Here is a 24438-nt window from a genome sequence, read left to right as displayed (position 1 = left end):
AGCATCCCTGGCTAAGTGCGGCCTATATTACACGCGTCTTTGATACAAAAGATGACGTGAAATCGCCGACTTGCTCAGGCGTGCTGCACAAAAGTGAGACGCACCGCAAAACCAATCAAAAGACTGCCAAACAACCACTGTTGCACGCGCTGCGCCGAGCGATTGCGCGCCAGCCAGTGGCCGATGCGCGCGCCGGCCAGGGCGTAGCAGCCGTCGAATACGAAACCGACGCTCACCAGGATCACACCGAGTAACGCAAACTGCGCTGCCACCGGGCCTGCTTGCGGGTTGATGAATTGCGGCAGCAGCACCGAGCAGAACAGCAGGGCCTTGGGGTTGAGCAGATTGGTGAGCAGGCCGCGCTGAAAGGCCGTGCGCCAGGCATGCACCGAAGGTGCGCCCTGGCTTTCGTTGAGCGATGTCAGCCGATTGGCGCGCAGGCACTGCACGCCAAGCCACAACAAGTAGGCCGCGCCACCGAGGCGCACCACGTCGAACGTCCACGGCGCCACTTTGAACAAGGTCGCCAAGCCCATACCGGCCAACGCCACATGGCATGCCCGGGCCAGCCCCAAGCCGATTGCCGTGGTCAGCGCCAAGGCCTTGCCCTGGCGTGCGCCGGTTTGCAGCAGCAGGATCATGTCCGGCCCCGGCAACAGGAAAGCGACCGATAAGGCCAACAGAAATAACCAGAGCTGCGCCATGTTTCACCTCCCTCGATTGGTCGGCCAATTCTAGGATTGAAAGGCAGGGCAGGTGCTTGCGAAGTCAGCCAGATAAGCGTCTAGTCTTGGCACTATCTGCCACCAATACAGCCTACGGCCATCCACTTATGCCAAATTTCAAACTTGACGCGTTCGACCGCAAGATTCTTGAGGCCCTGCAACGGGACGGTCGCCTGAGCAATGTGCAACTGGCTGATGAGATCGGTCTGTCCGCCTCCCCGTGTTTGCGCCGCGTGCGTCTGTTGGAAGAGGCCGGGGTGATTCGCGGTTATCAGGCCACGCTGGACCGCGATGAAGTGGGGCTGGGCATGATGGTGTTTGTGGGCGTGAAGGTGGAGCGGCACAACGACACCGAGGCGAATGCCTTTCGCGAGGCGGTGACGGCATTGCCCGAAGTGATCTCGGCGTTTCTGGTGTCGGGGGAGTCGGACTTTTTGTTGCAGGTGGTGGTGCCGGACTTACGTGGGTATGAGCGGTTCGTCACCGGCAGCCTGTTGAAGCTGCCGGGGGTGAGGGATATTCGCAGTAACTTTGCGATCCAGACCGTGAAAACCCCAGGCGCCTTGCCCCTGGGACATTTGCCGGGATGAGGACGGGAAAACACTGCAAACCCAGTGTGGGAGCAGGCAAGCCAGCTCCCACATTTGATCCGCATTGGGCTTGAGCCTGTATGGCTCAGGTCCACCAGTAGCGAACGAGATGAAAGAAAATCGGCGCAGCAAAACACACCGAATCCAGCCGATCCAGCATCCCGCCATGGCCTTCGATCATATGCCCCCAATCCTTAACGCCCCGGTCGCGCTTGATTGCCGACATCACAATGCCGCCGGCAAAACCCAACAGGTTGATCAACAAGGCGATCAAAAATGACTGCCACGGATTAAACGGCGTCGTCCACCACAACGCCGCACCGATCAGGGACGACAGCAGAATCCCGCCAACAAACCCTTCAACCGTTTTGGAGGGCGACAGGTTGGGCGCGATCTTGTGTTTGCCGAACAGTTTGCCGCACACGTACTGCAGCACGTCAGACAGTTGCACCACGATCACCAGATAGGCGATCAGCAAGAGGTTGCGGCCTTCGTAACCGGGGATGTCGAGGGTCAACAGGGCCGGCACGAACGACACGCAGAAGACCGCGATCATCAGGCCCCACTGCACTTTCGACGCCCGTTCGAGAAAGTGCGTGCTGTCGCCTCCGAGGGACGCGAGGATCGGCAGCAGCAGGAACACGTACACCGGGATAAAGATCGAGAACAGCCCATACCAGTCCGAGTAGATCAGCATGTATTGCAAGGGCAGGGCCACGTAAAACGCGGCCACCAGCGCCGGGTAGTCGCTGCGGCGCGTGGGGGTCAGGGTGAGGAATTCGCGCAGGGCATAGAACGACACCGCGTAGAACAGCAGGATCACCGCGCCGGTACCCAGCCAGAAGGCAATACCGATGACCACCACCATCACCCACCAGGCGTTGATGCGGGCGTTGAGGTTGTCGATCACCGCATTCGGCGTGCCACGGGTGCGCAGTTTGAGGATCAGTCCGATCAATGAGGCGAGTACCAGGATCGCGCCGATCCCACCGAACAACATCAGGGTTTGGCTATCCATCTCAGACATGCTCCGGGGCAAGGGCGAGCAGGGCGTCGCGGGTACGGGCGAGGAACGCGGCTTTGTCTTCGCCCTCTTCCAGTTGCAACGGCGCGCCGAAGCTGGTGGTGCACAACAACGGCAGTGGCAGCACGCGGCCCTTGGGCATGACGCGGTTGAGGTTGGCTATCCACACCGGGATCAATTCCGCCTGTGGGTAACTTTTTGCCAGGTGATACAGGCCGCTTTTGAATGGCAGCAGGCCGTCTTCCAGATTGCGCGTGCCTTCGGGGAAGATGATCAGCGAGTCGCCGCCTTCAAGCGCGGCCAGCATCGGCTGCAAAGGGTTATCCACAGGGTCTTTACGCTCGCGGTCGATCAGCACGCCATTGAATACGCGGTTGATGATGTAGCGGCGCAACGCGCTTTTGTTCCAATAATCGCTACCGGCCACCGGGCGCGTGAATTTGCGCAGGTTCTGCGGCAGTGATGCCCACAGCAGCACGAAGTCGCCGTGGCTGCTGTGGTTGGCGAAGTAAATACGTTGCACCGGGACCGGCGCGCAGCCCAGCCACAGGCTACGGGCGCCGGTGACGGTGCGGGCCATCGAGGTAATCAGCGTGGCGACCACAGGTTCGAACATGGGAATTCCTTATCCGGCAAAAGGTAGCCAAGGGCTGGCGAGTATCACGAGCAGGGTCAGCAGCACTTGCGCGCCCAGCAGCCAGGCCTGCTTGCGCAACAATTTAAGGGCGCCGCGACGGCGCTCGGTCCAGGGCCGGCCAGCGCGTTTGGGCGATTGCAGGCCGAGGGTTTGCAAGGCCTGGTCGAGATCGGGTGTGCGCTGGGGGGCGCGGGCCAGCAGCGCGAACAGGTCGGCGTCGAAAGCCACGCGCAGCGCCCAGTACTTTTGCAGCAGGCCGAGAATAATCATCCACAGGCTGAGCAGCAGGCAGATTGTCGAAATACTCGCCATCAGCAATTGAGCCAGGCCGAACAGCACACCGACCACGGTCAGGCCTGTGGATAACTGATCGAGTGATCGGCCACGGCGCAGAAGGCTGGCGACCACTTGGAGTTCCATATCAGCAGGCATGGGGTAAACCCTCCAGAGCTTCACGGTGAGTGGGATGCAGGACCACGCTGGGCCTCGCTGTACGAATAATAGCCAGCGCTTCCTCGACACTGGCCGCGCGACCACTGTGCAGCAACCAGGCAGCGACTGCCGTGGCGCTGCGCGAATAACCCAAGGCGCAGCACACCAGCACGGGGCCGCTGAGGCGCAAGCGTTCAATGGCTTGCGCGGCGTGCAGGCATTCGGCGGGGGTTGGGGCGATCAAGTCGAGCACAGGGATGCATTGATAGGCGCGGCCCTGGGGATTCATCGGCAATTCCGCACACAGATCGACGATAGCCTTGAATGAACCCTGCTCGCTGACGGTAGGAATTCGACCCAGCCAAACGTTATCCACAACCTGGTCAGATTGTGGATGGTTTCGCGTCCACCACCGCGAGTTAATCCAGGCCGCAGCCAAGTAGGGCGCGTACAACCAGCGTGCGGCGGGCGTCAGACGGCCATCGGCGCGTTTCTGAAAGCCTGCGGCGCCCAGCACCAGGTAGTTCGCCTTTATCAGCGCAAGGGACACCGCCGGCCAGATCAGCCACAGCCACCCGCCGCCCAAGGTCAGCGCCACAATCAACAGCACCACCGACCCCGCGCCGTAACGCAAACCCAGCCGCCAGTGCTGCGAATCCCGCGCAAGCCGTGCATTCAACAGCGGGCTCGGGTGCTCCACTGGCCACAACCACACGCATAACCAGCCCGCGAGGGCGCCTGTGGGTAAGTCAATAAAGTGATGTTGATAAGTGGACAGCACCGAAATGCCGATCAACGTGAACCAGCCATGCACCACCCAACGCCAGAGCCCTTGAGTGTGGCGCTGGTACATGACCCACAGGATCACCAGCAGCGCGATGTGCAGTGAGGGCGCCTGGTTAAACGGTTTGTCGAAGCCGGCCAGCACCGCAAACAGCCAGCCAAACACACCGTCCAGTTCCGGCCGTTCAAAGGTGAAACGCAGTGGCCAGATGAGGAAGCAGCTCACGGCAATCACTTGCGCACTGAGCAGGCGCAACGCGTGTTGTTTCAGCTCATGGCGAGTGTTGGGCAACAGCAAGGAGAACCCGTAGAGCAGGTCAATGGACCAATACGGCACGATGGTCCAGGCCCAGAACGGCATATGGGTTTCCCAGCCGAATACCAGTGTGCCGACATCGCTGCGCTGGCTGGTGACCCAGGTGGCGAAGCCGTAGGTAGCGAAAAACAACGGCGCCAACAACAGCAGCCACAGGACGGCCGGTTTCAATAAGCCGGGTTCGCGCATGCTCAGATCTTCTGTGCCAGGGACACGGTGAAAATGCCCCACTCGTCCACACGCTGGGTGAGCTTGCGAAAGCCTGCGGCCTCAACCAACTGATCCATTTCTGCCTGGCTGCGCCGGCGCATCACCCAGGCCTGGCCCTGGCGATGGCTGGTGAGCGCGCGGGCGATCAATTCCAGCTGCGGATGCCACGGTTGGCCGGTGTAAACCAGATAACCGCCAGGCTCCACCGCTTCGGCCAGACCTGCCAACGAACCGCCGACCATGCCGTTATCGGCAAACAACTCATACAGCCCGGACACCACTGCCAAGCTCGGCTTGGGGTCCAGGGCCGCCAGATCAGCCCGGTCAAACGCATCACCTTTGACGAACTGGGCGATATCCCCAAGGCCTTTTTCGCGGATCAGCGCGCCACCGTCGCGTACGTTGATGTCACTGTAGTCGCGCAGCAGGATTGATTCCGGCAGCGGCGAAACGCCCTGCAAGGCTTCGAGAATGTAGCGGCCGTGGCCGGCGGCGATATCGACAATTCGCACCTCACGATCATCTGCACGCAACTTGGCCATGGCCAGGCGCAGCAGTTCTTCGACATTCAGCTTGCGCTGGCGAATGCCCCGCCAGCCGATGGAGTTGAGGTAATTGGTGTCGATCATCCGCCCCAGCCCGCCCTTGCCGGTGGGCGTGTTGCGGTACACGTAGTCCAGCGTGCTGCCGGAGTCGAAGCCGGTGTCGAAGCCCAATTTCACCCCGGCCGACAGGTTCTTGCCCAAGCCCATGCTGGCGCGGGTCATGCGCCAGTACAGGTCGCGCAATGAATGACGGGGCAGCGGCGCGGCGAGGGATTCTGACTCGGCGCAGGTGGCGCCCAGTTTGTCGGCGTCGAGCAAAGACGCGCGGTCCAGCGGGTGAGCGAAGTTCTGCAGGATAAAGCGCTTGGCGCTGCTCAGGGCGATCGCTCGGTCGCGTTCGCCGAGGGTGTCGTGGAAAAAGCCGGGAAGAATATGCAGCTCTTTTTTCAGGCTGCCGAGGCGGTCGAAAAATTGCTGCTGGGGTTTACGGTGCACCACAAAGTCGGAGCCGGAGATCAACAGCTGTGTGGGCACTTGAATCGCCTGGGCATCGGCTACAACGCGATCGGCAGCTTCGTACAACCCGAGCAGCACATTCACTGAAATGGCTTTGGTGATCAAGGGGTCGCTGTCGTAGGACGCGACTCGCTCCGGGTCGTGGCTGAGGAACTTGGCCTTGACGTAACTGTTGACGAAAAAGTTGCCGCGCACTTTGCGCATCAGCGCCAGGCCCGGTCGCGCAAAAGGTACGTAGAGCTTGACCTTGAACGCCGGGGAGGCCAGCACCAGGGCGCGGATTTTGGGGGCGTAATCGTGCACCCAGGTGGCGGCGATCACGGCGCCCACGCTTTGGGCGATGACGGCGACGTTCTCTTCGTCGATGCCGTAAGTGGCGCCGATATGCTCGCAGAAGGTCTGCACGTCGCGCGCGCTGGTGGCGAAGCTGGGGCTGTCACCGCGTGCACCGGGGGATTGGCCGTGGCCGCGTGCGTCCCAGGCGAAGAAATCGAATTGCGGCAGGTCGAGTTCGTCGACCAAGTGAGCAATGCGCCCCGAATGCTCGTGGCCGCGATGAAACAGCAGGATCGCCTTGCGCGGCTCGTCGCCCGCAGGCGCCGTGGCCGGCCAGTGCCGATAGAAAAGCTCGACGCCATCATGGGTACTGAAGGTGTGATCGTGCTGTTCGCGCATCGCAAATTCCTTATGCAGAAGGGGAAGTGGTTTCTTTGAGACCTTGGCGCACGCGGTTGACCAAGGTATAGGCGAGCAGGGCGGCGACCAGCCACATCACCGTGTCGACCCAGCCAGCATTGAGCCAACCCAGTGCCACGCCGGTGGCGAGCACCCCGAGTACAAACGCGCGATCACTCTTACCCATCGGCCCGTCGTAGCGGCGCGAAGCGCCCACCATTGGCCCGAGCACGCCAGCGTATTCACTGAACACGGCGAGCAGCGCCACCAGCAATACGGGCACCAGGCTGGCATCGGGGATCAGCGCAAAGGGCAGGATCAGCGCGCTGTCGGCGATGACGTCGCACAGTTCATTGAGGTAGGCGCCGAGGCGCGACTGCTGGCCAAAGTCCCGGGCGAGCATGCCGTCGATGGCGTTGAGGGCCATGCGCAGGATCATCCACAGCGGGATCAGCGCAAACAGCCAAAGGTGTTGGGCGAAGCTGGCGATCAACAGGCCGACCAGCAGGGAAATCACGCCAGCCAACACGGTGATCTGGTTGGCGGTGGTGCCGTTGTCATAGAGACGCTGCACGAGGGGGCGCAGCAGGTTTTGAAAACGCGGCTTGAGTTGATAGATCGAAATCATGGGGAGTGGCGCTTCCTTGTCCGTGAACCCGCGAAAAACTGTTTTGGAGTGTGCCGATTAATCCGTGCCTGCACCAGTGATGGCGCGTGTTTATGGGGGTTTAGTCACGGTCTCGCCGGTGCCGCAGGGAATTTGTGGCAGGCAGCTTGCGCCTGATAGCGGTGGGCCAGGCAGTACAGGCATCAACTGCCCCATCGCCATCGCGAGTAAGCCCTGTGCACAGGGGCACAGCGCAGGGCTCAAAAACGGTGTTTAGCGAACAAAAATTTCACGCCGCGTGTTATATCGTAACGAACTGTGTGTAAGCGGGCGTTAAGTGGATGCAAGTGGATTTGGAAGCTGATGGCGCTTCGGTTGAAGGCCTCGCGCGTTTTCAACAAGGGGTGTTCCATGCCCGTCGATTGAGGCAGGCCGGCATCAGCCTGACCGCCCTGGCTGTCGCCGGTTGGGTGCTGGCGTTGTTTGTCGCGCTGTTTGCGCCGTTGTCGATCTGGCCCGTGGTGCTGATCAATTGCGCGAGCGCTCTGCTGGTGCTGGTAGCCGGGTTGCAATCGGCGTGGTGGGTCGCCGATTGGCGTGCCCAGGCGCTGGAGGAACCGGCAGCGGAATTAATCGAACGGCCCCTCGAAGAGCGGGGCGGATACACGCGTCTGCTGGAGCGTTTCGGCAGTGGCTTGCTGGCCCAGATCGGCGCGCCGGTGTTGTGGCTCTGTGGTTGGTCGTTGTTGGCGTTGCTCAGCATCATTGAATTCTGGAACCTGGCCTTGCCCGCATCGCCCGTGGGGCAATCCGCGAGTATCGGCGCTGCGCTGGCGTTGGCGCTGGCCTTTGGCTTGCTGGTATTGGAGCGCCGTCTGGCTCAGGAAACCGCTGCGCAATGGCCTGAAGCGTCGCAGTTGGCGCAGTTGGTCCGGGTGGCGATTGTTGTTTGGGTGGTCAGTGCGATCTGCTTGTTGTTTGCCGGCGCGCAATCCGTGTGGCCGTTGCGCTTGGCGACGGTCATTGGCCTGTTGCCAGCGCTGGTGGCGCTGGAGTTCCTCTTAAGAGGCACGCTGTCGCTGTTCAGCCCGCGCCAGCCACGGCTCGAACCCCGCCTGATGGCGCAAAGCTTCATCGCCGGTCTGCTGCGTTGGCCGCCACAACCCTTGCTCGCTTTGCAGCACGAACTGCACAACCGCTTCGGCATCGACTTGCGCCAGATCTGGGCGTTTACCTACATGCGCCGGGCGTTCTTGCCGGTGCTGCTGGTGGTGCTGGCGGTAGGCTGGTCACTGACCGGCGTGCACGAAGTGCCTCTGCAAGGCCGTGGGATTTATGAGCGGTTCGGCAAACCGGTGGAAGTCTTCGGCCCGGGCCTGCATGCTGGGTTGCCGTGGCCATTGGGTCGCGTTTTGAACGTGGAAAACGGCGTTGTGCACGAGCTCGCCACCAGCGCCAGCGACGCCGCCGCAGTGCCGTTGGCACCTGCCGAAGGCCCGGCGCCGCTGATCGCCAACCGGTTGTGGGATGCCAGCCATGTGAATGACAAGTCCCAGGTGATCGCCAGCAGCAGCGGCGACAAGCAAAGCTTCCAGATCGTCAATATGGATGTCCGCTTCGTCTACCGCATTGGCCTGACCGACCAGGCCGCACTGGCTGCCACCTATAACAGCGCCGATGTGCCGACGCTGATTCGCAGTACCGCCAGCCGCATCCTCGTGCACGACTTTGCCTCGCGCACCCTCGACGAGCTCCTCGGCGAACAACGCACCCGCCTCGCTGATGAGGTCGGCCGCGCGGTGCAGGCGGACCTGCAAAAACTTAACAGTGGCGTGGAAATTCTGGCCACGGTGGTGGAAGCCATTCACCCACCGGCCGGCGCCGCCAATGCCTACCACGGTGTGCAGGCGGCACAGATTGGTGCCCAGGCGCTGATTTCCCGTGAGCGCGGCGCCGCCAGCGAACAAACCAACCAGGCTTTGCTGCAGGCCAGCACTGCGCGCGACCAGGCGATGGCCACCGCCCGTGAAGTCAGCGCGGGCGCCCAAGCGGCAGACCTGCGCTTTGGCGCCGAACAAAAGGCTTACGCCACCGCAGGCCGTGCCTTCGTGCTGGAGCAGTATCTCGCTCAACTGAGCCAAGGGCTGGCGCACGCCAAGCTGCTTATTCTGGATCACCGCCTGGGCGCCGATGGCGCGCCAACGATCGATCTGCGTTCTTTTACTTTGCCGGCCGATCCTTCGGTGCCGCGTAAAGCCGTTCAATAAGGAGTCTGTCTGTTGAGCGCTCATTCTCACGATCACGGTCATCACCACCACGGCCATCATCACCACCACCATGGTGATGAGCAGGCGGCCGGGCCATTTCCTTGGCGACGCATGGCCTGGGCCGTGTTGCTGGTGCTGTTTGCCGTCGCGGCTGCCAGCCTGGTGCAAGTGCGCTCCGGCGAGGCCACAGTGATTACGCGGTTCGGCAACCCGTCGCGGGTACTGCTGGAGCCGGGCCTGGGCTGGCGCTGGCCGGCACCGTTCGAAGCGGCGATCCCGGTGGACCTGCGCCTGCGCACTACCTCCAGCGGTTTACAGGATGTGGGTACCCGCGACGGCCTGCGGATCATCGTGCAGGCCTATGTGGCGTGGCAGGTGCAGGGCGATGCCGACAATGTGCAGCGCTTTATGCGTGCGGTGCAGAACCAGCCGGACGAAGCGGCGCGGCAGATTCGCACGTTCGTCGGCTCGGCGCTGGAAACCACAGCAGCCAGCTTCGACCTGTCGAGCTTGATTAACACCGACGCCAGCCAGGTGCGCATTGCTGATTTCGAGGCGCAATTGCGCCAGCAGATTGATCAACAATTGCTCACCACCTACGGCGTGCGCGTGGTGCAAGTCGGTATCGAGCGCCTGACCCTGCCGTCGGTCACCCTCACGGCCACCGTCGACCGCATGCGTGCCGAGCGTGAAACCATTGCCACCGAACGCACCGCTGTCGGTAAGCGTGAAGCCGCGCAGATCCGCTCTGCCGCCGAGCGTGACGCGCGTATTGTGCAAGCCGATGCCACGGTGAAAGCCGCCGATATCGAAGCTCAATCGCGGGTTGAAGCGGCGCAGATTTATGGCCGGGCCTACGCGGGCAATCCGCAGCTGTACAACCTGCTGCGCTCGCTCGACACCTTGGGCACGGTGGTCACGCCGAGCACCCGAATCATCCTGCGTACCGACGCGGCGCCGTTCCGTGCACTGGTGGACGGGCCGAAGGACGTTCAACCATGACCGAGCGTGACGGCCCGGACAGCCCGTGGATCCAGGCCGGGCGCCTGACCTTCCTGGCGCTGTACGCGGTGACGGTGCTGGCGGCGCTGGCCTGGGCGTTTTCCAATGTGCGGCAGATCGACCCGCAAAACCGCGCCGTGGTGCTGCACTTCGGCGCGCTGGACCGGATTCAGAACGCCGGGCTCCTGCTGGCGTGGCCGCAGCCGTTCGAGCAGGTTGTGTTGTTACCCGCTGCGGACCGTGTGATTGAACGTCGGGTGGAGAACCTGCTGCGCTCCGATGCGGCAACCCAGGCCGACCGTGTCGCCAGTTTCGCCACGCCGTTGAGCGATGCACTGGCCGGTTCCGGTTACTTGCTGACCGGCGATGCCGGTGTGGTGCAGCTGGATGTGCGGGTGTTTTACAAAGTCACCGAACCCTATGCGTTTGTGCTGCAGGGCGAGCACGTGCTGCCGGCGTTGGATCGTCTGGTGACGCGCAGCGCAGTGGCGCTGACGGCTGCGCGGGATCTGGACACGATTCTGGTGGCGCGCCCGGAACTGATCGGCACCGACAACGGCGCCGCCGAGCGCCGCGAGCGGCTGCGCGCCGACCTGGTGCAAGGTATCAATAAGCGCCTGGCGGAGCTGGCCGCGACGGGTTTGGGGCTGGGCATTGAGGTCACCCGCGTGGATGTGCAATCGAGCCTGCCGGGCCCGGCGGTGAATGCGTTCAACGCGGTGCTGACCGCCAGCCAGCAAGCCGATAAAGCCGTGGCCAATGCGCGCACCGAAGCGGAAAAACTCACCCAGATCGCCAACCAGGCGGCTGACCGCCTGGTGCAAGTGGCCCACGCCCAGGCCAGTGAGCGCCTGGCCAGCGCCCAGGCGCAAACCGCCACCGTCGCCAGCCTGGCGCAGGTTAAAGACCCTGGCTTGCTGCTGCGCCTTTACCGCGAGCGCGTGCCGAACATTCTTGGCCAGGCCGGTTCAGTCACTACGGTCGACCCTAAAGACGACTCCCGCTTGATCATTCAGGGAGCCGAGCAATGAGCGCACCCATGTTGACCTCCGCCGAGCAGCGCAGCGCTGCCCGGCAATTGACGCTGGCCATGCTGGCCCTGGGTTTGCTGATGTTGGGGCTGGTGTGGCGTTGGTTGGCGCCGGATCAGACCGGTGTCAGCCAATTGCTGCTCGGCGTCGCTTCCTTGCTGGTGGCCGTGCCGGTGATGCGTTCGGCCTGGTACAGCCTGCGTTACCCGAGCCTGCATGGCATCACCGACCAATTGATCGCGCTGGCGATGATGGGCGCGTGGGCCACGGGCGACCTGCTGACCGCTGCCTTGCTGCCGATCATCATGATCTTCGGCCATGTGCTGGAAGAGCGCAGCGTGATCGGCTCTCAGGAGGCGATTCACGCGCTGGGCAAACTGACCCGCAGCCACGCGCGCCTGGTGCAGGCCGACGGCAGCATTGTTGAAGTGGATAACGGCACGCTGAACACCGGCGATATCGTCGAAGTGCGTGCCGGCGACCGGGTACCCGCCGATGGCGTGGTGCTGTCGGGCCAGGCCAGCCTGGACACGGCACCTATCACCGGGGAGTCGGTGCCGTTGGAAGCCAGCGTCGGCGTGCAGGTGTTTGGTGGGGCGATCAACCTTGATGGCTTGTTGCGCTTGCAAGTGACGCGCACCGGTGATGAGTCGACCTTGGGCAAAGTCATCGCGCTGATGCAGAACGCCGAGCGCTCCAAACCGCCGATCACGCGGCTGCTGGAGCGCTATGCCGGTAGCTATATGGTGCTGGTGTTATTGCTGGCGGCGGTGACCTGGTTTGTCACCCATGACGCCCAGGCAATGCTCGCCGTGCTGGTGGCGGCGTGCCCGTGTGCGTTGGTGCTGTCGGCACCGGCCACGGCGATTGCCGGGATTGCGGTGGCAGCGCGCCATGGGATTTTAATTCGCAGCTCGGCGTTTCTGGAGGAGCTGGCGGACCTGACCTCGTTGGTGGTCGACAAGACCGGCACGCTGACCTTTGGCACCTTGCGCCTGCAGTCCATTGAAACCACGGCGCCGGATCGGCAGCGGGTGTTGAACCTGGCGGCCAGCCTCGGTTCGGCCAGCAGCCACCCGGTCAGTCGTGCACTGGCGAGTTTGGCGACTCAGGAACAAATGCTGGCACTCACGGATATTCGCGAACGCCAGGGCCTTGGCGTGGTGGCACAGACCGAGCAGGGCGAAGCGGCCCTTGGGCGACCGGAGTTATTTGAGCAATTGGGCATCGTCAGCACCCACGTCCCCCGTCACGATGGCCCGATTGCCGGGCTGGCGCTGAACGGGCAATTCCTCGCCTGGCTGTTGTTGGCCGACAGCGTCAAGCCGGAGGCACGGCAGGCACTGCAAGAGTTGCGGGATCTAGGCCTGGGCCGCCAATTGCTGCTGACCGGCGACCGTCAAAGCGTGGCCGACAGCCTCGCGCTGGACGTAGGCATCAGCGACGTCGAAGCGCAGGCCTTGCCGGAAGATAAGCTCAACCGCGTGTTGGGCGAGATCCGCAGTGGTTTCCGGCCGATGGTGGTGGGCGACGGCATCAACGACTCCCTGGCGCTCAAGGCGGGTGTGGTCGGCGTGGCGATGGGCGCGGGCGGGGCGGACATCGCCCTCGCGTCGGCGGACGTGGTGTTGATCGGCAGCGACCTGCGTCGCCTGGGCACCTGTGTGCGCTTGAGTCGTCAGTGCCGACACACATTGCAGGTCAATGTGATCATCGGCTTGGGCTGGACCTTGGCCATCGTGGTGTTCGCGGCGTTTGGCTGGTTGGGCGCAGCAGGCGCGATGATCGCGGCGGTGTTGCATAACCTCAGCACCTTGCTGGTACTGGGCAACGCCGGGCGTTTGCTACGCTTTCAGGAGCCGCTTTTGAAGCTCGACGAATAATTTTCAGAAATATTTTCACTGGGCTGTAACGCCAATGCGGGACCTCACTCTAGTGGTATGTCGAGACTGAACAATCCGTTCAGACCGACTCCATTCGCTCATGAGGAATACGAGAATGAACATTAAATCCGCTGCTGCCGGTGCCGCCCTCGCTATGGCTGCCGCTACCATGTTTGCTGGTGTTGTCACTCAGGCTCAAGCCGCTGATACCGCTGTGCATTGCTATGGCGTCAACGCCTGCAAAGGCCAGAACGACTGCAAAACCAAAGACCACGCGTGCAAAGGTCAAGGTTCTTGCAAAGGCCAGGGCTTCCTCTCCATGAGCAAAGCCATGTGCGACCAAAAAGGCGGCAAAGTCGGCGAATAACCGGCAAACCAGTGCAACCGCAGCGGACGCCCCCTGCCGCTGCGGACACTTTGCCCAGGAGTTGTCGTATGTCCGCTTCCTTTCCCAATCTGGGCTACGGCCTGGGTTTACGCAGTGAGTATTACCAGCAGATCCTTGAACAGTCGCCGGCCGTGGATTGGTTCGAAGTGATCTCCGAGAATTATCTGGTCCAGGGCGGCAAAGCGTTGTACTACCTGGACGCGATAGCCGAGCGCTATCCCCTGGTGATGCACGGTGTGTCCCTGTCCATCGGTGGGCCCCATGCCCTCGATACCGATTACCTGAAACACATCAAACAGCTCGCCGAGCGCATTCAACCCGCGTGGATTTCCGATCACTTGTGCTGGAGTCGCGGTAGCGCGCATCAGTTGCACGATTTGCTGCCATTGCCTTACACCGAAGAAAGTCTCTACCACGTGGCCGGCCGTGTGCGCCAAGTGCAGGACGTGTTGCAGCGTCCGTTGGTGCTGGAAAATGTCTCCAGCTATGTACGCTCCAAGGCGGACGAATTCACTGAGTGGGAATTCCTCAATGCCTTGGCGCACCTCACTGGGTGCCAGTTGCTGCTGGACGTCAACAATGTGTATGTCAGTTCGCGCAATCACGGGTTCGATGCGTGGACGTTTATCCGCAGCCTGCCGCCCGAGAGTATTCGCCAACTGCATTTGGCCGGGCATATGGACTACGGCGATTATGTGGTCGATACCCATGACCATCCGGTGTGCGATCCGGTGTGGGCGCTCTATCAACAGACACTTGAGCATTTGGGGCCGGTGTCGACGCTGTTGGAGCGCGATGATCATTTCCCGCCGTTCGAAGAACTGCTTGCCGAGCTGAGCAAGGCCCGTGAACTGGGGGCTACCGCGCTGGCCCGGAGGTCGCTATGCGCCTGACCGATTGGCAGTTGGCCTTTGAGCAGCATCTGCTATCCGAAACGACGGTGGCCAACCGGGGTTTCGCCGCCACTTTGCTCGGCGGCCCGACCCTGGATGTCGACACGGGGCTGGCGATTTATCACAACGCCTACGTGTCGCGGTTGCAGGAAGTGTTGCGCCATGATTTCGGCGCCATCTGGTATTGGCTGGGGGATGATGAGTTCGCGTTATTGACACAGGCCTATGTGCGACGTTATCCGTCCGCTCATTACAGCCTGCGTTGGTTGGGTGAGCGGTTCCCGGCGTTCATTGTTGAGCACCTGGTGGCTGAGCAGAGCGCCCCGCTGGCTGAACTGGCGCGGTTGGAGTGGGCCTTTACCCTGGCGTTTGATGCGCCGCAGGGTGAGCCGCTGACCCTGAATGATATGGCGCAACTGCCACCCGAAGCCTGGCCGGGTTTGCAGGTAGCCCTGGCGCCTTGCGTGCAGCAGATGCTCTGCCAGTTCAATACCGTGGCGATTTGGCGAGCGAGTAAGGATGAGTCGGGCTTCCCCGACAGCCATGCACTGGAGGTCGCGCAGATTTGCCTGGTATGGCGCCACCAGAACGTGTGCCACTACCGCAGCCTGGAACCCGCTGAAGCCTGCGCACTGGCAGGCATGGTCGCCACCGGCTGGCGCTTTTCAGAACTGTGCGCAGAGTTGGCAGTCACTTATAAAGAGGGTGCAGCACTGCAAGCGGTGACGTGGCTGAAACAGTGGGTCCAAGACGGTTTGCTCGAGTTTCGGGCGCAGTAGAGCGGCGCTATCGATTCGATAGCCCCCTACTTTGTCTTTGGATGGTCTACCCTCATTCCAGACGTCTGAAACAAGGGGGGACTACTCATGCTCGCGCCACTTCCACCGGCCTTACAGAATCTAAAGCTACCGCTTCGTCTTCGACTCTGGGATGGCCATGAATTCAACTTGGGCCCTGAGCCCAGTGTGACCATCGTGGTGAAGGACCCCACGGCGGTTTCCATGCTGACCCATCCAACGCTCGACTCATTGGGTGAAGCGTTCGTCGAAGGCAAACTGGAGCTTGAGGGTTCCATCACCGAGGTCATTCGGGTCTGTGACGAGTTGAGTCACGCGCTGATCGAAGACGACCTGGAAAGTCATCCGGTGCGCTCGATCCACGACAAGGCGACCGACGCAGCCGCCATTTCCTACCATTACGACCTGTCCAACGAGTTCTACCAGCTTTGGCTGGACCAGGACATGGCGTACTCCTGCGGCTACTTTGAAACCGGCAGTGAATCCATCGACCAGGCTCAACAAGACAAATTTCGCCACTTGTGCCGCAAGCTGCGCTTGCAACCGGGTGAGTATTTGCTGGATGTGGGCTGTGGCTGGGGCGGGCTGGCGCGTTTTGCGGCGCGGGAATTCGGGGTCAAAGTGTTTGGTATCACCCTGAGCAAGGAGCAGTTGGCACTGGCCCGGGAGCGCGTCAAAGCGGATGGCCTGGAAGACCAGGTGGACCTGCAATTGCTCGACTATCGCGACCTGCCCCAAGACGGTCGTTTCGACAAAGTGGTCAGCGTGGGCATGTTCGAACACGTTGGCCATGCCAACCTGGCGCAATACTGCCAAACCCTGTTTGGTGCGGTGCGTGAAGGCGGCCTGGTGATGAACCACGGCATCACTGCCAAGCACACGGATGGTCGACCTGTCGGCCGTGGCGCCGGGGATTTTATCGAGCGTTACGTGTTCCCCAACGGTGAGTTGCCCCATCTGGCGATGATGACTGCCGAAATCAGTGAAGTCGGGCTGGAAGTGGTCGACGTCGAGAGCCTGCGCCTGCATTACGCGCGCACGCTGGACCATTGGAGCGAGCGGCTGGAAGACAACCTTGAAGCGGCGGCGAAGATGGTGCCGGAGCAAGCGTTGCGTATTTGGCGGCTGTACCTGGCCGGTTGTGCCTATGCGTTCGCCCGTGGCTGGATCAACCTGCATCAGATCCTGGCAGTAAAACCTCATGCCGATGGCAGCCATGAACTGCCGTGGACGCGGGAAGATATCTACCGCTGAAACAGTGCTGCGAAGACGCAGAAGATGTAAATGTGTTCTGTGTTGGTTGTCAGAGAATCGGTGAAATAAGCCGCGCGACTCGCATGCCCAGTTGTTGCAGGCGGCGGGTTTCGCGGCTTTCTTCCTGGCTGACTTCGTGGGCGACGGCGAAGTCGTCCAGCAGCATCTGTTCCACTTCGCTGGCAAACGCCTCGTCCACGGTCAGCAGCATCACTTCGAAATTAAGCCGGAACGAACGGTTGTCCATGTTCGCGCTGCCGATGGCGCTGATTTCGCTGTCCACCAACACCACCTTTTGATGCAGGAAGCCCGGCTTATAGCGGAATACCCGCACGCCGGCGCGCACCGCTTCGATGGCGTAGAGGCTGGAGGCGGCATACACAATGCGGTGATCGGGCCGCGACGGCAGCAGCAGGCGCACATCCACCCCGCGTAACACCGCCAGGCGCAGGGCGGCGAATACGGCTTCGTCGGGCACGAAATAGGGGCTGGTGATCCACACCCGCTTGGTCGCGGCATGGATCGCTTCGACGAAAAACAGCGAGCAGGTTTCATACGGGTCAGCCGGGCCACTGGCGAGCAGTTGGCAGAGCACGCCGTCTTCAGGGTAAGTGTCCGGCAGGATCAGTGGCGGCAACTCGCGCGCGGCCCAGAACCAGTCTTCGGCAAACGATTCCTGCAGGCAGGCCACGACCGGGCCGGTGACCTGTACATGGGTATCGCGCCATGGCGCCAACGGCGGCTTTTTGCCCAGGTACTCATCGCCGACGTTATGCCCGCCGACAAATCCGGTAATGCCGTCCACTACCACGATCTTGCGATGGTTGCGGAAGTTGACCTGGAAGCGGTTGAGCCAGCCACTGCGGGTGGCGAATGCTTTGACCTTGACGCCGGCGTCGCGCAGCGATTGCACGTAGCGAGAGGGCAGGGCGTGGCTGCCGATGCGGTCGTAGAGCACGTGGATGTCTACGCCTTCGGCGGCCTTTTCCTTGAGCAAGGTGTGCAGTTGGCGGCCGAGCTCGTCGTCATGGATGATGAAAAACTGGAACAGCACCGCCGTTTTGGCCGTGCGGATAGCGTCGAAGATTGCGCTGAAAGTCGCCTCGCCATTGATCAGCAAGCGTACTTCATTATTGGCCAGGCATGGCATGCGGCCAAGTTTGGGCATGGCACGCAGGGACGCATAGGCATTGGAGTTGCGTGCGGCGAGCGCTTCATCGACCCAGGGGCGCCAGTTCAGCGCGGTGATGGCGGTGTGCATTTCCTGGTTGGCCTGGCGACGCGCCTGGATATAAGCGTCGAAGGTGCTGCGACCAAAAATCAGGTACGGAATCAGCGTCAGGTAAGGCATGAACATCAGCGACAGGGCCCAAGCGATTGAGCCTTGGGCGGTCCTGACGGTCAGCACCGCGTGAATCGCGGCCAGAGTCCCGAGAAAGTGCAGCGTGGCAATGAAGTAGGCGAGCAAGTGCGGGCCAAAAAAATCCATGAACGACGTAACTCCAGGCAATCAAGTGCCTAACAGACCATGTTCGACGGTGAATGTCGCTATTTTATTTGTCGTGCAACACTGGCAGCTTTGCGGCGTCTAACGCCCACAATTATCCAGGAGTTACCCGATGAATGCTCGCCTGCTTGGTTTGGCCATGGTTGTTGGATTGTCGCTGCCCGTGGCGGCTCAGGCGCAGATGTTGGCGCCGGGCTTGTGGGAATTGACCACCAGTAATATGAAAGTGGATAACCAGGACTTGCCCGACCTGTCGCTGATCCTCGGTCAGCTCAAACAACAGATGACCCCTGAACAGCGCGCGATGCTCGAAAAACAGGGCATCACCATGGCCGGTAAAGGCGTGCAGGTGTGCCTCACGCCGGCCCAGGTTGCCTCTGACTCAATCCCGCTGACTGACCCGCAATCGGGCTGTAAACAGCAAGTGACCGACAAGACCGGCAACCAATGGAAGTTTCGTTTCAGCTGCCCGAAAGCCCAGGGCACCGGTGTAGCGACGTTCCAGAGCCAGCAGGAGTTCACCACGACCGTCAACGGCACTTTCAATGCCACCGGCGTTCAGCAGAAGGGCAGCCTGGACACCCACGCTCAGTGGCTGGGTAACGATTGCGGTACGGTCAAACCCCGCGCTTAACGCAGAAAGAGCAGGGGCAAGCCCTGGCAACTGTCGACCACCTGGCCGTTGTGCCACGCCAGGTGGCCTGACACCAGCGTGGTGCTGACGCTGTGGCGAAAGCTGCGCTCGGCGAAGGGCGTCCAACCGCAGCGCGCGAGAATGGGCTGGCTGTTGACGGGTTTGCCCTCGGGCTCAGGTTTGATCAGCACCAGGTCTGCCCAATAGCCTTCGCGCAAGTAGCCGCGATCGGGAATGGCAAACAGGTCGGCTACCCGGTGACTGGTCTTGGCCACCAGGGTAGGCAGGGGCAAGAGCCCGTCCGCAACCAACTCCAATAACGCCGGCAACGCGTGCTGCACCAACGGCAGCCCGGACGGCGCTTCGCGGTAGCTCAACTGTTTTTGCGCCCAGGTGTGTGGCGCATGGTCACTGCCAATCACATCCAGACGATCAGTCAGCAAGGCACGGCGCAGGGCGTCGCGGTCAGCGCGGGTCTTGATCGCCGGGTTGCATTTGATCCGGTGGCCGAGGCGGTGATAGTCGTGGTCATCGAACAGCAGATGGTGCAGGCAGACTTCGGCGGTGATGCGCTTTTCGGCAAGGGGTATGTCGTCGAACAGCGCCAACTCGATGGCGCTGGTCAGGTGCAACACGTGCAGGCGGGTGCCGTGACGCTTGGCCAGTTCCACTGCAAACGATGATGAGCGATAGCAGGCTTCGGCATCCCGGATCAGCGGGTGGGCGACCGCAGGAATATGTTCGCCGAAGCGCTCGCGCAGGCGTTGCTCGTTGGCCAGGATGCTGGGTGTGTGTTCGCAGTGAGCAAGCAGGAGGGTGGGGACTTCGGCAAACAGTCGCTCCAGAATCCGTGGGTCGTCCACCAGCATGTTGCCGGTGGAGGCGCCCATGAACACTTTCACCCCGGCCACTTCGCGTGGGTCCAGGGCGGCGACCGTGTCGAGGTTGTCGTTGCTGACCCCAAAGTGAAAGCCGTAGTTGGCCACTGAGTGCAGCGCGGCGCGGCGCTTTTTATCGGCCAGGGCCTCCAGGTTAAGTGTGGCGGGGTGGGTGTTGGGCATGTCCATGAAGCTGGTGATGCCACCCGCCACTGCGGCGCGGGATTCGCTATAGAAACTGCCTTTTTCGGGCGCGCCGGGTTCGCGAAAGTGCACCTGGTCATCAATCATTCCCGGCAGCAGCCATTGGCCTTGGGCGTCGATTTCTACCGGTTCGTTGTAGCCTTCAAGGCTGGTAGCGATCTTCTCGATACGGCCATTGGCGACCAGTACATCAGCGTCGAATAACTGGCCTTCATTCACCAGGCGGGCATTGCGAATCAGCAGGCGGCTCATGGTTCAGAACTCGTTTTGCAGGGCTTTGTAACCGCGCACCAGATCGACGTTGGTGCGCGCCACGTCTTCGGAAAACTCCGAGGCACTGACACTCACCGGCGGGAATTGCGACAGGTCGGTGTTCGGGCCGATGCGGGTGGTGGAGGGCACATAGAAGTCGGCGGGCAAGTCACGGCCGTCGACCACCGAGTTATGGCGCACCACGCAGCCATCACCGACGGCGCAGTTGAATAGCACGCTGTTGAAACCAATGAAGACGCGGTCGCCGACGGAGCAGGGGCCGTGGACGATGGAGCGGTGCGCGATAGAGGTGAAGTCGCCGATGGTCACCGCCGCCCCGGATTTGGAGTGGATGACCACGCCGTCCTGGATATTGGAGTTGGCACCGATGGTGATGGGGTCCATGGCACCGCTGGCGTCGACTTCGTCGGCGCGGATGACGGCGTAGGGACCGACGAACACGTTCTCGCCGATGATGACCTTGCCGCAAATGATGGCGGTTTTGTCGACGTAGGCTGATTCGGCAATCACCGGCAGATCGCCGGAGGGGTTCTTGCGGATCATGCAGCGGGCTCCGTAATGATGTGAACGTAGGCGCCATCGATGGCGTTGTAGAAGCAGGTGGGCCGGCCGGTGTGGCAGGCCGGGCCTTGCTGGTCGACAATCAGCAGCACGGCGTCGCCATCGCAATCCAGGCGCGCTTCGACCAACTGTTGCCAGTGGCCGGAGCTTTCGCCTTTGCGCCATAGTTGCTGGCGCGAGCGCGACCAGTAGCAGACCTGCCCTGTGGCCAGGGTTTCATCGAGGGCCTGGCGGTTCATCCAGGCCAGCATCAACACCTGGCCGCTGCCGTGTTGCTGGACGATGGCGGCAATCAGGCCATCGCTGTTCCACGGCAGGGCGTTGAGTACCGGCTCGAGTGGAAAGCGGCTGCCAATGGCAGCCCCTTCCAGGTCGCGCATGCTCAAGGTCATGGCTTGCTCAGGGCGGCGCACAGGGTGTTGAGGTTGTACTCGAACAGACCGGTGAAGGTGCTGGCCGGGCCTTCGGCAGCGAGGGCGTCGGAGTACAGCGTGCCGCCAATCTGCGCGCCGCTTTCGTCAGCGATTTGCTTGAGCAGGCGCGAGTCCTTGATGTTTTCCATGAACACGGCTTTGACCTTGTCCTTGCGGATCTGGGTGATCAGCGCAGCGACTTCGGCCGCTGAGGGTTCACGCTCGGTCGACAGCCCTTGTGGCGCCAGGAACTGGATGCCGTAGGCCTGGCCCAGGTAACCGAAGGCATCATGGGAGGTAACGATGCGGCGGTTGCCAGGCGGCAATGCACCGAACTTGGTTTTGGCTTCGGCCAGCAGGCGGTAGATTTCTTTCAGGTACGCTTGGCTGTTGCGCAGGTAGTCGGCCTTGTTGGCCGGGTCAGCGGCCACCAGCGCCTTGGTGATGTTGTTCACATAGATTTCGGCGTTGGCCAGGTTGTGCCAGGCGTGCGGATCGGGAATGGTTTCGCCGTCTTCTTCCATGGTGTGGGAGATCACGCCTTTGCTGGCGGTGACCACAGTGGCTTTGGTTTCGGTGCTGGTGACCAGGCGGTCCAGCCAGGGTTCGAAGCCGAGGCCGTTCTTGATGATGACCTTGGCCTTGAGCAGCGCCTTGGCGTCATCCGGTGTCGGTTCGTAGGTATGGGCGTCGGCGTCCGGGCCGACCATGTTGCTGATCTGGATGTGCTCGCCACCGATCTGGTGGGTGATGTCATTGAGAATGCTGAAGCTGGTAACCACTTGAAGTTTGTCGGCGGCCTGAGCCATCGACAATGGCAGCAGAATGCTGAACAGCACGAGTAGAGCGCGCATCGGAAAACACCTCATTGGGATGTAAGCAAGGGCGGGCGGCGCAGCAAGCCGTGCACCGGACCGAAGACCACGGACAGCAAATACCCACCGCCAGCCACCAGCACAATGGCCGGGCCGCTGGGTAGCGAGTAGTAGAACGACAGCAACAAACCCAACCACACCGACAGGCATCCCAGCACTGCCGATACCGCGATCAACACCGGCAGGCGCCGGCTCCAGAAGCGTGAAGCAATGGCCGGCAACATCATCAAACCCACCACCATTAACGCGCCGATGGCCTGGAAACCAATCACCAGGTTCAACACCACCAACGTCAGAAATAAGCCGTGGGCGAGTGGGCCCAGGCGGCTGACGGTTTGCAGGAACAGCGGGTCAAGGGTGTCCAGCAGCAGCGGTTTGTAGATCAGCGCCATGGCGATCAGGCTGAAGCCGGACACCCAGAGCATGCCGGTCAGGGTGGTTTCATCCACTGCCAGGGCTGAGCCGAACAGCAGGTGCAAGAGGTCCAGACGCTTGCCGGCGATGCCCAGGATCAGCACGCCCGCTGCCAGGGAGATGGGGTAAATGGCGGCGAGGCTGGCGTCTTCGCGCAGGCCGGTACGGCGGGTGATCCAGGCTGACACGCCGGCCATACTCAGGCCTGCGCCAAGGCCGCCGATGGTCAGGGCGGGCAGGCTGAGGCCGGCGAACCAGAAGCCCAGTGCGGCGCCGGGCAGGATGCCATGGGCAACGGCGTCACCGATCAGGCTCATGCGGCGCAGGATCAGAAACACGCCCAGCGGCGCGGTGCTGCACGCAAGCACCAGCCCGCCGATGAGCGCGCGGCGCATAAATACGAAGTCGAGGAACGGCATCCACAGGTGGGCGGCGAAGTGCATCAAGCCACCTGCATGTGCGGTTGCGGGCGGATCAGCTCTTTGCTGGGCCCGAACAGGCAGCCGGTGCTTTTGATCTGCACCACTTGCTGTGTGTGCTGACGCACCGACGCCAAGTCATGACAGACGACGATCAGCGTGCGGCCTGCGTCGTGCCAGGCGTGGATGTGTTTCCAGCAGAGTGCCTGGCCTTCTTCGTCGAGGGCGGCGTGAGGTTCGTCGAGTAGCAGGACCGGCGCTTCGGCCAGGCTCATGCGCGCGAGCAGGGCACGTTGCAGTTCGCCGCCGGACAGCGCCATCAATGGGCGGTGTTCCAAACCACTGAGGCACCATTCTTCCAGCACCGCTTGCAGGCGTTGGCTGCGTTGTTCCGGGGTGAGTTTGGTGCCCCAGAAACCGGCGGCGACCAGCGCTTGCAGGCTGATCGGAAACTGCCGGTCCAGGTGTTGCTGCTGCGGCAGGAATGACAAGCCGCCACGGCGTGGAACCTCCACGCTGACATTGCCTGCCAACGGTTTTTGCAGGCCGGCAATGACTTTGAGCAGGCTGCTCTTGCCTGTGCCGTTGGCGCCGATGATGCCGGTGAGGCTGCCTTTTTCCAGCGTCAAATCCAGCGCCGGTGTGAGCGGTTGCCCGGGGGCACCCCAGCGCAAAGCGTTGCAGGTGATCATGCAGAGTCTCTCGTCCAGCGGCTTTCAGCCACGGCATCGTGCGCGTGCAGGCTTTCGGCGTGGATCACTTTGAGGTGGAAGGCTTTGACGGCATCCGAGCGTTTCAAGGCGAGGTTCAGGCGGCGAGCGGCGTCTTCGCAGAACATCAGGTTCTGCCCATTGGCCAAGGCGAAGGCTTGTTCATCCGCACGTTTCACAGCGGTTTGCACGGCAGTGCCGAGGGCGGCCTCGACATCATCGATCAGGTCGGTAAGCGGCAAGGTGGACTGATTGGCGTCCAGTTGGATCGACAACTCTGCGCTGCTTCGTTGGCTATGAGGCGTGGCGACGATGCCATTGGCGCTGCCGAGCCAGGTCAGCACATCCTCGTGCTGCAACGGCGTGTTGGCGAAATCTTCGAGAAATTGCTGTTGAATCAACTGCCTGGCGAGCGCGGCCGAGCAGGGGCAGGTTGACGAGTAAGTAACGTCAATTTTTAGTTCCACGTGGAACATCTGGTTTTCCAGGCGTGCTTCGATGCACACCGGGTAGCCTTTCCAGCCAGCTAATGGACTGACCAGCGCGGGGCGTTTGAGCAATAAGTCGGTGTGGATACGCAGGTAGGCGTTCTTAGATAAACCTTCATGACTCTCAAGAAAACGCTCAAGTAGAGTACGCAGAAGCGCAGGCGTCAGAGGCTGTTGGTCGAGCATTTCCAGGGCCAGGTACAGGCGTGACATATGAATGCCACGAGCCTCGCCATCGTCCAGGCTGACGCCCGCATCGGCAGTGGCGCTCAAGCGTTGGCCGTCGATGAGGATCGGCAGGGCAATGCCACACATGCCTACCCAGTCGAGTGGCACGGCTTGGCGTGAAGCCTGCGCGGCAATATCCGGCAGAGTCAGCGCATTCATGGGCAGGTCCATCGTTGGAAATAAAAAGACATGTTATATTATAACTATTGAATCGACGATGATTTTTCTGCTCCCGCCTTTCTTCAGTCATGTCGAGCAA

25 protein-coding genes are annotated in these 24438 nt (G+C 61.7%); 10 read left to right on the top strand and 15 right to left on the bottom strand.

The genetic code is table 11. The annotated features are described in order from the left end of the window. Positions 1-74: 74 nt before the first annotated feature. Positions 75-704, bottom strand: a complete 630-nt coding sequence (locus CPH89_RS09925; RefSeq protein ID WP_053258765.1) for a LysE family translocator — start codon at positions 702-704, stop codon at positions 75-77. Positions 705-832: 128 nt separating this feature from the next. On the opposite strand from CPH89_RS09925, the gene CPH89_RS09920 reads away from it, so the two are divergent. Continuing rightward, a complete protein-coding gene (locus tag CPH89_RS09920; protein ID WP_053258764.1) occupies positions 833-1315 on the top strand; it encodes an Lrp/AsnC family transcriptional regulator in 483 nt (160 codons plus the stop codon). An 85-nt stretch (positions 1316-1400) separates the two neighbouring features. Here the strand turns inward: CPH89_RS09920 and CPH89_RS09915 are convergent, their stop codons facing one another. The 6 genes from CPH89_RS09915 to CPH89_RS09890 are packed head-to-tail and all read right to left on the bottom strand — an operon-like array spanning position 1401 to position 7081. Beyond that, the gene (locus CPH89_RS09915) at positions 1401-2333 is read right to left on the bottom strand and encodes a phosphatidate cytidylyltransferase (RefSeq protein ID WP_053258763.1); all 933 of its coding nucleotides are present in this window, start codon (positions 2331-2333) and stop codon (positions 1401-1403) included. 1 nt (position 2334) lies between these two features. Next, positions 2335-2955, bottom strand: a complete 621-nt coding sequence (locus tag CPH89_RS09910) for a lysophospholipid acyltransferase family protein (protein WP_053258762.1) — start codon at positions 2953-2955, stop codon at positions 2335-2337. Between the two features lie 9 nt (positions 2956-2964). Then, positions 2965-3408: a hypothetical protein gene (locus CPH89_RS09905; protein ID WP_053258761.1), complete on the bottom strand. Its 444-nt coding sequence runs from the start codon at positions 3406-3408 to the stop codon at positions 2965-2967. Beyond that, entirely contained in the window at positions 3398-4696 is a 1299-nt protein-coding gene (locus tag CPH89_RS09900) for a phosphatase PAP2/dual specificity phosphatase family protein (RefSeq protein ID WP_053258760.1), read from the bottom strand. The genes CPH89_RS09905 and CPH89_RS09900 overlap by 11 nt, the downstream gene beginning before the upstream one ends. A 2-nt stretch (positions 4697-4698) precedes the next feature. Then, a complete protein-coding gene (locus tag CPH89_RS09895) occupies positions 4699-6453 on the bottom strand; it encodes a bifunctional alpha/beta hydrolase/class I SAM-dependent methyltransferase (protein WP_053258759.1) in 1755 nt (584 codons plus the stop codon). 10 nt (positions 6454-6463) lie between these two features. Further along, a complete protein-coding gene (locus CPH89_RS09890) occupies positions 6464-7081 on the bottom strand; it encodes a CDP-alcohol phosphatidyltransferase family protein (protein WP_053258758.1) in 618 nt (205 codons plus the stop codon). 320 nt (positions 7082-7401) lie between these two features. On the opposite strand from CPH89_RS09890, the gene hflK (CPH89_RS09885) reads away from it, so the two are divergent. From hflK (CPH89_RS09885) to cfaB, 8 genes are all read left to right on the top strand, one after another. Continuing rightward, positions 7402-9327, top strand: a complete 1926-nt coding sequence (gene hflK / locus CPH89_RS09885; protein ID WP_053258757.1) for a protease modulator HflK — start codon at positions 7402-7404, stop codon at positions 9325-9327. A gap of 12 nt (positions 9328-9339) precedes the next feature. Beyond that, positions 9340-10329 (top strand): protease modulator HflC, encoded by a 990-nt coding sequence (gene hflC / locus CPH89_RS09880; RefSeq protein WP_053258756.1) that lies wholly within the window; start codon positions 9340-9342, stop codon positions 10327-10329. Next, complete coding sequence (gene hflK, locus CPH89_RS09875; RefSeq protein ID WP_053258755.1) at positions 10326-11360, top strand: protease modulator HflK; 1035 nt, start codon at positions 10326-10328, stop codon at positions 11358-11360. The genes hflC and hflK (CPH89_RS09875) overlap by 4 nt, the downstream gene beginning before the upstream one ends. Continuing rightward, complete coding sequence (locus CPH89_RS09870) at positions 11357-13243, top strand: cation-translocating P-type ATPase (protein WP_053258754.1); 1887 nt, start codon at positions 11357-11359, stop codon at positions 13241-13243. Before hflK (CPH89_RS09875) ends, CPH89_RS09870 begins: the two co-directional genes overlap by 4 nt. 115 nt (positions 13244-13358) lie before the next feature. Continuing rightward, positions 13359-13610 carry a BufA2 family periplasmic bufferin-type metallophore gene (gene bufA2, locus CPH89_RS09865; protein WP_053258753.1) on the top strand — a complete coding sequence of 84 codons (252 nt, stop codon included), beginning with the start codon at positions 13359-13361 and terminating at the stop codon, positions 13608-13610. Between the two features lie 68 nt (positions 13611-13678). After that, entirely contained in the window at positions 13679-14524 is an 846-nt protein-coding gene (gene bufB, locus CPH89_RS09860; RefSeq protein ID WP_053258752.1) for an MNIO family bufferin maturase, read from the top strand. Next, positions 14515-15303: an HvfC/BufC N-terminal domain-containing protein gene (locus CPH89_RS09855; RefSeq protein ID WP_053258751.1), complete on the top strand. Its 789-nt coding sequence runs from the start codon at positions 14515-14517 to the stop codon at positions 15301-15303. Before bufB ends, CPH89_RS09855 begins: the two co-directional genes overlap by 10 nt. An 87-nt stretch (positions 15304-15390) precedes the next feature. Next, on the top strand, positions 15391-16575 hold the full coding sequence (gene cfaB, locus CPH89_RS09850) for a C17 cyclopropane fatty acid synthase CfaB (protein WP_053258750.1): 1185 nt from the start codon (positions 15391-15393) through the stop codon (positions 16573-16575). Between the two features lie 49 nt (positions 16576-16624). Here the strand turns inward: cfaB and cls are convergent, their stop codons facing one another. Beyond that, complete coding sequence (cls, locus tag CPH89_RS09845; protein ID WP_053258749.1) at positions 16625-18064, bottom strand: cardiolipin synthase; 1440 nt, start codon at positions 18062-18064, stop codon at positions 16625-16627. A 130-nt stretch (positions 18065-18194) separates the two neighbouring features. Between cls and CPH89_RS09840 the strand changes: the two genes are divergently transcribed. Then, complete coding sequence (locus tag CPH89_RS09840; RefSeq protein WP_053258748.1) at positions 18195-18716, top strand: DUF3617 domain-containing protein; 522 nt, start codon at positions 18195-18197, stop codon at positions 18714-18716. On the opposite strand, the gene CPH89_RS09835 is transcribed toward CPH89_RS09840, so the two are convergent. The 7 genes from CPH89_RS09835 to folE2 are packed head-to-tail and all read right to left on the bottom strand — an operon-like array spanning position 18713 to position 24338. Then, a complete protein-coding gene (locus CPH89_RS09835; RefSeq protein WP_053258747.1) occupies positions 18713-20050 on the bottom strand; it encodes a dihydroorotase in 1338 nt (445 codons plus the stop codon). The genes CPH89_RS09840 and CPH89_RS09835 overlap by 4 nt on opposite strands. A 3-nt stretch (positions 20051-20053) precedes the next feature. Beyond that, a complete protein-coding gene (locus CPH89_RS09830) occupies positions 20054-20614 on the bottom strand; it encodes a gamma carbonic anhydrase family protein (protein ID WP_053258746.1) in 561 nt (186 codons plus the stop codon). After that, positions 20611-21024 (bottom strand): phosphoribosyl-AMP cyclohydrolase, encoded by a 414-nt coding sequence (gene hisI, locus CPH89_RS09825; protein ID WP_053258745.1) that lies wholly within the window; start codon positions 21022-21024, stop codon positions 20611-20613. Before hisI ends, CPH89_RS09830 begins: the two co-directional genes overlap by 4 nt. Next, complete coding sequence (locus CPH89_RS09820) at positions 21021-21899, bottom strand: metal ABC transporter substrate-binding protein (RefSeq protein WP_053258744.1); 879 nt, start codon at positions 21897-21899, stop codon at positions 21021-21023. Before CPH89_RS09820 ends, hisI begins: the two co-directional genes overlap by 4 nt. An 11-nt stretch (positions 21900-21910) precedes the next feature. After that, positions 21911-22777 (bottom strand): metal ABC transporter permease, encoded by an 867-nt coding sequence (locus CPH89_RS09815; RefSeq protein WP_053258743.1) that lies wholly within the window; start codon positions 22775-22777, stop codon positions 21911-21913. Continuing rightward, on the bottom strand, positions 22777-23445 hold the full coding sequence (locus CPH89_RS09810) for a metal ABC transporter ATP-binding protein (protein WP_053258742.1): 669 nt from the start codon (positions 23443-23445) through the stop codon (positions 22777-22779). The genes CPH89_RS09815 and CPH89_RS09810 overlap by 1 nt, the downstream gene beginning before the upstream one ends. Beyond that, positions 23442-24338 carry a GTP cyclohydrolase FolE2 gene (gene folE2, locus CPH89_RS09805; RefSeq protein ID WP_053258741.1) on the bottom strand — a complete coding sequence of 299 codons (897 nt, stop codon included), beginning with the start codon at positions 24336-24338 and terminating at the stop codon, positions 23442-23444. Before folE2 ends, CPH89_RS09810 begins: the two co-directional genes overlap by 4 nt. Positions 24339-24438: the final 100 nt, after the last annotated feature.

The sequence above is a fragment of the Pseudomonas fluorescens genome (assembly GCF_900215245.1).
GTDB classification, from domain to species: domain Bacteria; phylum Pseudomonadota; class Gammaproteobacteria; order Pseudomonadales; family Pseudomonadaceae; genus Aquipseudomonas; species Aquipseudomonas fluorescens.
The sequence above is the reverse complement of the archived record's forward strand: the minus strand, read 5'-3'. Positions and strand labels throughout refer to the sequence as shown.